This window comes from Curtobacterium sp. MCLR17_039, assembly GCF_003234745.1.
GTDB classification, from domain to species: domain Bacteria; phylum Actinomycetota; class Actinomycetes; order Actinomycetales; family Microbacteriaceae; genus Curtobacterium; species Curtobacterium flaccumfaciens.
In genome coordinates, this window is sequence record NZ_QKTF01000003.1 from 374,884 (window position 1) to 381,627 (window position 6,744).

Consider the following 6,744-nt stretch of genomic DNA (forward strand, 5'->3'; position numbering starts at 1 on the left):
GTCGGACGGCACCGGGCGTACCGTCCCCGCCATGGACTACAGACTCCTCGGCAACAGCGGGACATCGGTGTCGACGCTGACCCTCGGCACCATGACGTTCGGCAGCGAAGCCGACGAACCCACCTCACACGCCATCCTCGACGCCTTCGTGGCCGCCGGTGGCACGCTCGTCGACACGGCGGACGTCTACTCCGGCAACGAGTCCGAGCGGATCATCGGCCGCTGGCTCGCAGCACACCCCACCGAGGCCGCGCAGGTCGTCCTCGCCACCAAGGGCCGGTTCCCGCAGGGCGACGGCCCGAACGACCTCGGCCTGTCCCGACGACACCTTCGCGTGGCCCTCGACGCCTCGCTTGAGCGGCTCGGCGTCGACCACATCGACCTGTACCAGATGCACGCGTGGGACGCCCTGACCCCCATCGACGAGACCCTGCGGTTCCTCGACGACGCCGTGTCCGCCGGCAAGATCGGCTCCTACGGGTTCTCGAACTACCTCGGCTACCAGGTCACCAAGGCCGTCTACGAGGCGAAGGCCCACGGCTGGGCACCGCCCGTCACCCTGCAGCCGCAGTACAACCTGCTCGTCCGCGACATCGAGCACGAGGTCGTGCCCGCCTGCCTCGACGCCGGCATCGGTCTGCTGCCCTGGTCGCCGCTGGCCGGCGGTTGGCTCTCCGGCAAGTACCAGCGCGACGAGGCCCCGTCCGGCGCCACCCGCCTGGGCGAGAACCCGCAGCGCGGCATGGAGGCGTGGGAAGCCCGCAACGGCGACGAGCGCACGTGGGAGGTGCTCGACGCCGTCTCCGAGGTGGGCGACGTCCACGACGCGTCGAAGTCGCAGGTCGCACTCGCCTGGCTGCTGGCCCGGCCCGCGGTCACGAGCGTGATCCTGGGCGTCCGCACCCTGTCGCAGCTCGAGGACAACCTCGGTGCCGCGGACCTGGTGCTCACCGACGACGAGCTCGCCCGGCTGACCGACGCCAGCGCTCCTCGCATCGACGACTACCCCTACGGCACGGCCGGCGTCGCGCAGCGGGAGCGGAAGATCACCGGCGGGCGCTGAGCCGGCGGACGCTGAGCCGGCGGACGCTGACCGGACAGGACCGCTGCGCGTTCGTGCACATCGTGCGGATTTCCGCGGATGTGGGGTCTGGGTGTGGACGTGCGGGTCGGTGAGGTGTCATCCTCGTCGCACGACCGGCTGGTTACCGCGTCCAGCGCCCGGAACGCCCCCTGATCCGCGTTCCGTGTGCCGATGCCCCGGGCGAGACTTCGCCCGGGGCATCGCTTCGTCTGGGGCCGGCAGCGGGACTTGAACCCGCAACCCCCGTATTACAAGTACGGTGCGCTACCAATTGCGCCATGCCGGCTGACGCCGCTCATCCTACCGGTGAGGGCGTCCGGGGCTCACTCGCCCGACTTCTCCGAGAAGTTCAGCGAGATCGAGTTCATGCAGTACCGGTCACCCGTGGGGGTGCCGAACCCGTCCGGGAACACGTGGCCCAGGTGCGAACCGCAGTTCGCGCACCGGACCTCGGTGCGGGCCATGCCGAGGGAGTTGTCCTCGATGAGCTGCACGGCGTCCGGGTTCACCGACTCGTAGAACGACGGCCAGCCGCAGCCGGAGTCGAACTTCGTGCCGCTCTTGAACAGCTCCGCGTTGCAGGCCGCACAGGTGTAGACGCCGGCGCGCTCCTCGTCGAGGAGTTCACCGGTCCACGGTCGTTCGGTCCCCGCCTGGCGGAGGACGGCGTACTGGTCCGGGGAGAGCTCCTCGCGCCACTGGGCGTCGGACTTGTCGACGTTGTATGCCATTGGTTCCTCCTGCTTCCGGCCGGGCTCTTCCGGGCACTCCCGACCACTTCACTAAACTCGCCACGATGTCCGAGCATTCCGTGCACCACGCCCGCTGGACCCGTCTGACGACGGACGAACTGTACGGCATCGTCGTCGTGCGCAACCGCGTGTTCGCGCTCGAGCAGCGGGTCACCGCCGAGGACTTCGACGGCCGTGACCGCGAGCCCGACACCGAGCACTGGTGGTTCGGCACGGACACCGATGCGGTTGGGTACCTGCGGCTCATCCGTCCGGCGGCCGACGAGGTCCACCCCGACGGCGCGGAGCCACCGGCGTGGGTGATCGGCCGGGTCGCGACCGACCCAGGACACCGTGGGCAGGGGATCGCCGGCCGGCTCGTCGCCGCCGTCCTCGACGAACACGGGCACGACCCGTTCGTCCTGCACGCCCAGGAGTACGTCGCCGCCCTGTACGAGCGGTACGGCTTCGTGCGGTTCGGGGAGCCGTACGACGAGGCCGGCATCCGCCACGTCGGCATGCACCGGCCCGGGCGCTGATGGACACCCGCGCCCGGTACGACGCGTACGCCGACCGCGTCCAGGCCGTCTCGCCGTCGTACGCCGCCTGGGCACGGTCGCTCGACGACTCCCTCGTCGCGCTCCTCGCCGAGGTCCCCGAGCAGCAGCGGCAGCCGGAACTGTTCTTCGCGGTCGCGCGGCGGCTGGGCGCGGACCCGTCGGACCCTGGTGCGCTGCGCGCGCTCGGCCTGGAGGCCCACCCCGCGCTGGTCACGGCCCTCGCCTCCGCCACGGTGCAGGCCAACGACCCGCAACGGCTTGCACCGGTCGTCCCGCTGTTCGCGGCGCTCGCCGAAGGGTCCGTGCGTCCGCTCGGCCTGGTCGACGCCGGTGCCGCCGCCGGGCTGTGCTCGATCCCGGACCGGGTGACCCTGGACTACCGGGTCGGTTCCGGGGCCGCGGTCCTCCGGATGCACACGGCGGTCGCCGATCCCTCGGTCCGGCTGGTGGCGGACGCCGCCGGGGCCGTTCCCACACCCGCGACCGTCCCGATCAGGGTCGGCGCCCGGGTGGCGCTCGACCCGAACCCGATCGACCTGTCGGTCCCCGGTGCGTTCGACCGGCTGGTCGAGGCCGTCCCGCCCGAGGCGTCGGACCGGACCGCCCTGATGCGTCAGGCTGCGCGCGCGACGCTCGCCGTGCCTCCAGACCGGATCCGGGGAACGCTGCCAGGTGACCTCGACCGTGCACTGGACGCCCTGCCGGACGACGTCGAACCGGTCGTCCTGACCACCGGGACCCTGGTCTACGTGCCGGGCGCGGACCGGCAGCGGTTCGTGGACCGGATCCGTGCGCGGGGCGTGCACTGGATCGCCCTCGAACGCACCGGGATCCTGCGCGGGGTGGCGGCGACGCTGCCCGACGACGTCGACGCGGCCGACCCTGACGCCTTCGCGACGCTCTCGCTCGACGGCGTCGCGGTCGCCGTCTCCGACCCGTTCGGCACGCGTGTGCGCTGGTTCCGTGCGCCGAACCTGTGACCGGTGTTCGCGACAGTCCAGCGCCGTACCAGGGTCCGGATCGACTCCACCCCTACGATGTGCGAGACCCGTTACCCGATACGTGATCGGAACCGCCGTGACCAGCCCCACCGACGAACGCAGCGTCGACCAGCGCAGCGCTGATCAGATCGGTGCTGACCAGCTCGGTGCTGACCAGCTCAGTGAGCTCGCGAAGCACGTGCTGTCGTTCGAGCAGGACCGGGCACGGCACGACCGCACGAAGGAAGCGGAGATCCGGGTGGAGTTCGAGATGTCGGCGGCGCGCTACTACCAGGTGCTGAACCGCGTGATCGACTCACCCGCGGCACTCGCGTACGACCCGCAGCTCGTCACCCGGCTGCAGCGGCTCCGTCACGCGCGCACCAGCGCCCGGGCGACGCGCAGCTTCGTCGCCCCCGGTGCAGCTCCCGAAGGACGTGAAGAGGAACGATGAGCACGAGATTCCCCCGAGACCGGTTCGACGACGTCGCCGACGGCCCGCGGGTCGGTGCGCACCGCGGGGCACAGCGTCGCGGTCGTGGCTGGATCGTCTTCGCCTGGGCGGCGCTCGCCACCGGCGTGCTCGTCGGCGTCGCGGTGCTCGCCCTCGCGGTGCTGAACGGCAGCTACTCCTTCAACGGATCCGATTCGCCCTCAGCGTCCACGTCGGCGTCCGCGACGGCGAAGCCCTCGGCGACGTCGAAGCCGTCCGCGTCCTCGTCCGCCGGATCGGGTTCGGCCGGGGCGGGCAGCGCCGCGGCGGCGACGCCGGCACAGCAGGGCACCACCACCGTCGTCGTGCTGAACGGCACGACCACCACGGGCCTCGCCAGCCGGGCCAGTGCGGCGCTGACCGGCGCCGGTTGGCAGGTCGCCTCCACCGGAGACGCCGGCACGACGGGCTCCACGTCGACGATCGTCTACTACCAGCAGGCGTCGCAGGCGGCGGTCGCGCAGGGCATCGCGAAGCAGCTCGGCGTCACGGCCGTGCAGCAGTCCGCGGCGTTCCCGAACGCCGACGTGAGCGTCGTCCTCGGCGCCGACTACACCGGCTGATCCCGGTTCCACCGCGTTATTCGCGCATTGTGTGACGGCTGTGTTTCGGGCACGTTGATTTCTGACGGAATCGACGTGAAACAACGTCACACCTCTTGCCTGATCGGACCGGTTCGGTCAGAGTCCCATGCAGACGACGATCACGTCGTTCCGCACTGCAGTACCAGGGAGCAAGAGATCATGGCCAACGGAACCGTGAAGTGGTTCAACGCTGAAAAGGGCTTCGGCTTCATCACCGTGGATGGAGGGGGCCAGGACGTGTTCGTGCACTACTCGGCCATCGACATGTCGGGTTACAAGGTCCTCGAGGAGGGCCAGGCCGTCGTGTTCGACGTCGGCACCGGGTCGAAGGGCCCGCAGGCAGAGTCCGTCCGCCCCGCCTGAGCACGACCACTTCCAGAACGCGCCGTCCCGTCAGGGGCGGCGCGTTCGTCGTGTGCGTGGACGGTGACCGGTGCCGGGAGCGTGACCGCGGCGGTGGTGCGGGGTCCGCCGGACGCGACGTGTCCTGGGAAGTCGTCACGAGCCTCCCGACTGTGTTGCACTCACACCCGGCGAGTGCCAGAATCGGCGTTGGCACTCGCTCACGCTGAGTGCCAGCACGACCCCCAAGACGACGTCCGGGAGGGACGAAAAACCACATGGCTAAGATCATTGCTTTCGACGAGGAGGCCCGCCGTGGCCTCGAGCGCGGCCTGAACCAGCTGGCCGACGCCGTGAAGGTGACGCTCGGCCCGCGCGGCCGCAACGTCGTCCTCGAGAAGAAGTGGGGCGCCCCCACGATCACGAACGACGGTGTCTCCATCGCCAAGGAGATCGAGCTCGACGACCCGTACGAGAAGATCGGTGCGGAGCTCGTCAAGGAGGTCGCCAAGAAGACCGACGACGTCGCCGGTGACGGAACGACCACCGCGACCGTCCTCGCCCAGGCGCTCGTCCGCGAAGGCCTCCGCAACGTCGCCGCCGGCGCCGACCCCGTGTCGCTCAAGCGCGGCATCGAGAAGGCCGTCGCCGCCGTCTCCGACCAGCTCCTCGCCAACGCGAAGGACATCGAGACCAAGGACCAGATCGCCGCGACCGCGTCGATCTCGGCCGCTGACCCGACCATCGGCGCGCTCATCGCCGAGGCCATCGACAAGGTCGGCAAGGAAGGCGTCGTCACCGTCGAGGAGTCGAACACCTTCGGCACCGAGCTCGAGCTCACCGAGGGCATGCGCTTCGACAAGGGCTACCTGTCGCAGTACTTCGTCACCGACCCCGAGCGTCAGGAAGCCGTCTTCGAGGACGCCTACATCCTGATCGTCAACTCGAAGATCTCGAACATCAAGGACCTCCTGCCGGTCGTCGACAAGGTGATCCAGGCGGGCAAGCAGCTCCTGATCATCGCCGAGGACGTCGACGGCGAGGCCCTGGCCACGCTCGTCGTGAACAAGATCCGCGGCATCTTCAAGTCCGTCGCCGTCAAGGCCCCGGGCTTCGGCGACCGCCGCAAGGCCATGCTGCAGGACATCGCGATCCTCACCGGCGGCCAGGTCATCTCGGAAGAGGTCGGCCTCAAGCTCGAGAACGCGACGCTCGACCTGCTCGGTCGTGCCCGCAAGGTCGTCATCACCAAGGACGAGACCACGATCGTCGAGGGTGCCGGCGACGCCGAGCAGATCGCCGGCCGTGTCCGCCAGATCCGTGCCGAGATCGAGGCAACCGACTCCGACTACGACCGCGAGAAGCTCCAGGAGCGCCTCGCGAAGCTCGCCGGTGGCGTCGCCGTCATCAAGGCGGGTGCCGCGACCGAGGTCGAGCTCAAGGAGCGCAAGCACCGCATCGAGGACGCCGTCCGCAACGCGAAGGCTGCCGTCGAAGAGGGCATCGTCGCCGGTGGTGGCGTCGCCCTCATCCAGGCCGGTGCCGTCGCACTCGAGGCCCTCGAGCTCGAGGGTGACGAGGCGACCGGTGCGAACATCGTCCGCGTGGCCATCGACGCGCCGCTCAAGCAGATCGCGCTGAACGCCGGTCTCGAGCCGGGCGTCGTCGCCGCCAAGGTCCGCGAGCTCGAGTCGGGTTGGGGCCTCAACGCCGCGACCGGCGAGTACGTCGACCTGATCGCTGCCGGCATCATCGACCCCGCCAAGGTCACGCGTTCGGCGCTGCAGAACGCTGCGTCGATCGCCGGTCTGTTCCTGACCACCGAGGTCGTCGTCGCCGAGAAGCCCGAGCGCACCCCTGCTGCTCCGGCTGGCGACCCGACGGGTGGCATGGACTTCTAAGTCCGTCTGACGGAAGGGCCCCGCACGCTGCGCGTGTGGGGCCCTTCTGTGTGTGTGTGGGGGCGGGGC

Annotated in this window: 8 protein-coding genes and 1 tRNA gene; 7 read left to right on the forward strand and 2 right to left on the reverse strand. The window is 70.1% G+C overall.

The genetic code is table 11. From position 1 onward, the window contains the following. The first annotated feature begins 31 nt into the window (after positions 1 to 31). Positions 32 to 1,063 carry an aldo/keto reductase gene (locus DEJ00_RS05600; protein WP_111056655.1) on the forward strand — a complete coding sequence of 344 codons (1,032 nt, stop codon included), beginning with the start codon at positions 32 to 34 and terminating at the stop codon, positions 1,061 to 1,063. Between the two features lie 231 nt (positions 1,064 to 1,294). Here DEJ00_RS05600 and DEJ00_RS05605 read toward each other — a convergent pair. Further along, positions 1,295 to 1,370 (reverse strand) — tRNA-Thr (locus DEJ00_RS05605). Between the two features lie 37 nt (positions 1,371 to 1,407). After that, complete coding sequence (gene msrB, locus DEJ00_RS05610) at positions 1,408 to 1,815, reverse strand: peptide-methionine (R)-S-oxide reductase MsrB (protein ID WP_027466599.1); 408 nt, start codon at positions 1,813 to 1,815, stop codon at positions 1,408 to 1,410. 65 nt (positions 1,816 to 1,880) lie between these two features. Between msrB and DEJ00_RS05615 the strand changes: the two genes are divergently transcribed. The 6 genes from DEJ00_RS05615 (at position 1,881) to groL (ending at position 6,675) form a co-directional block, all read left to right on the forward strand. After that, a complete protein-coding gene (locus DEJ00_RS05615) occupies positions 1,881 to 2,354 on the forward strand; it encodes a GNAT family N-acetyltransferase (protein WP_035809228.1) in 474 nt (157 codons plus the stop codon). Next, positions 2,354 to 3,355: a DUF2332 family protein gene (locus DEJ00_RS05620; RefSeq protein WP_111056656.1), complete on the forward strand. Its 1,002-nt coding sequence runs from the start codon at positions 2,354 to 2,356 to the stop codon at positions 3,353 to 3,355. Before DEJ00_RS05615 ends, DEJ00_RS05620 begins: the two co-directional genes overlap by 1 nt. Before the next feature lie 97 nt (positions 3,356 to 3,452). Then, positions 3,453 to 3,809, forward strand: a complete 357-nt coding sequence (locus tag DEJ00_RS05625) for a DUF3263 domain-containing protein (protein ID WP_071244144.1) — start codon at positions 3,453 to 3,455, stop codon at positions 3,807 to 3,809. Beyond that, positions 3,806 to 4,411 carry a LytR C-terminal domain-containing protein gene (locus DEJ00_RS05630; RefSeq protein ID WP_111056657.1) on the forward strand — a complete coding sequence of 202 codons (606 nt, stop codon included), beginning with the start codon at positions 3,806 to 3,808 and terminating at the stop codon, positions 4,409 to 4,411. The genes DEJ00_RS05625 and DEJ00_RS05630 overlap by 4 nt, the downstream gene beginning before the upstream one ends. Positions 4,412 to 4,591: 180 nt before the next feature. Then, on the forward strand, positions 4,592 to 4,795 hold the full coding sequence (locus DEJ00_RS05635) for a cold-shock protein (protein ID WP_017888049.1): 204 nt from the start codon (positions 4,592 to 4,594) through the stop codon (positions 4,793 to 4,795). Positions 4,796 to 5,052: 257 nt separating this feature from the next. Further along, positions 5,053 to 6,675: a chaperonin GroEL gene (gene groL / locus DEJ00_RS05640; RefSeq protein WP_017888048.1), complete on the forward strand. Its 1,623-nt coding sequence runs from the start codon at positions 5,053 to 5,055 to the stop codon at positions 6,673 to 6,675. The last annotated feature ends 69 nt before the right edge of the window (positions 6,676 to 6,744 follow it).

Coding starts and splice junctions, on each gene's coding strand:
- DEJ00_RS05600 (WP_111056655.1), top strand. CDS start 32: ATGGACTACAGACTCCTCGGCAACAGCGGGACATCGGTGTCGACGCTG.
- msrB (WP_027466599.1), bottom strand. CDS start 1,815: ATGGCATACAACGTCGACAAGTCCGACGCCCAGTGGCGCGAGGAGCTC.
- DEJ00_RS05615 (WP_035809228.1), top strand. CDS start 1,881: ATGTCCGAGCATTCCGTGCACCACGCCCGCTGGACCCGTCTGACGACG.
- DEJ00_RS05620 (WP_111056656.1), top strand. CDS start 2,354: ATGGACACCCGCGCCCGGTACGACGCGTACGCCGACCGCGTCCAGGCC.
- DEJ00_RS05630 (WP_111056657.1), top strand. CDS start 3,806: ATGAGCACGAGATTCCCCCGAGACCGGTTCGACGACGTCGCCGACGGC.
- DEJ00_RS05635 (WP_017888049.1), top strand. CDS start 4,592: ATGGCCAACGGAACCGTGAAGTGGTTCAACGCTGAAAAGGGCTTCGGC.
- groL (WP_017888048.1), top strand. CDS start 5,053: ATGGCTAAGATCATTGCTTTCGACGAGGAGGCCCGCCGTGGCCTCGAG.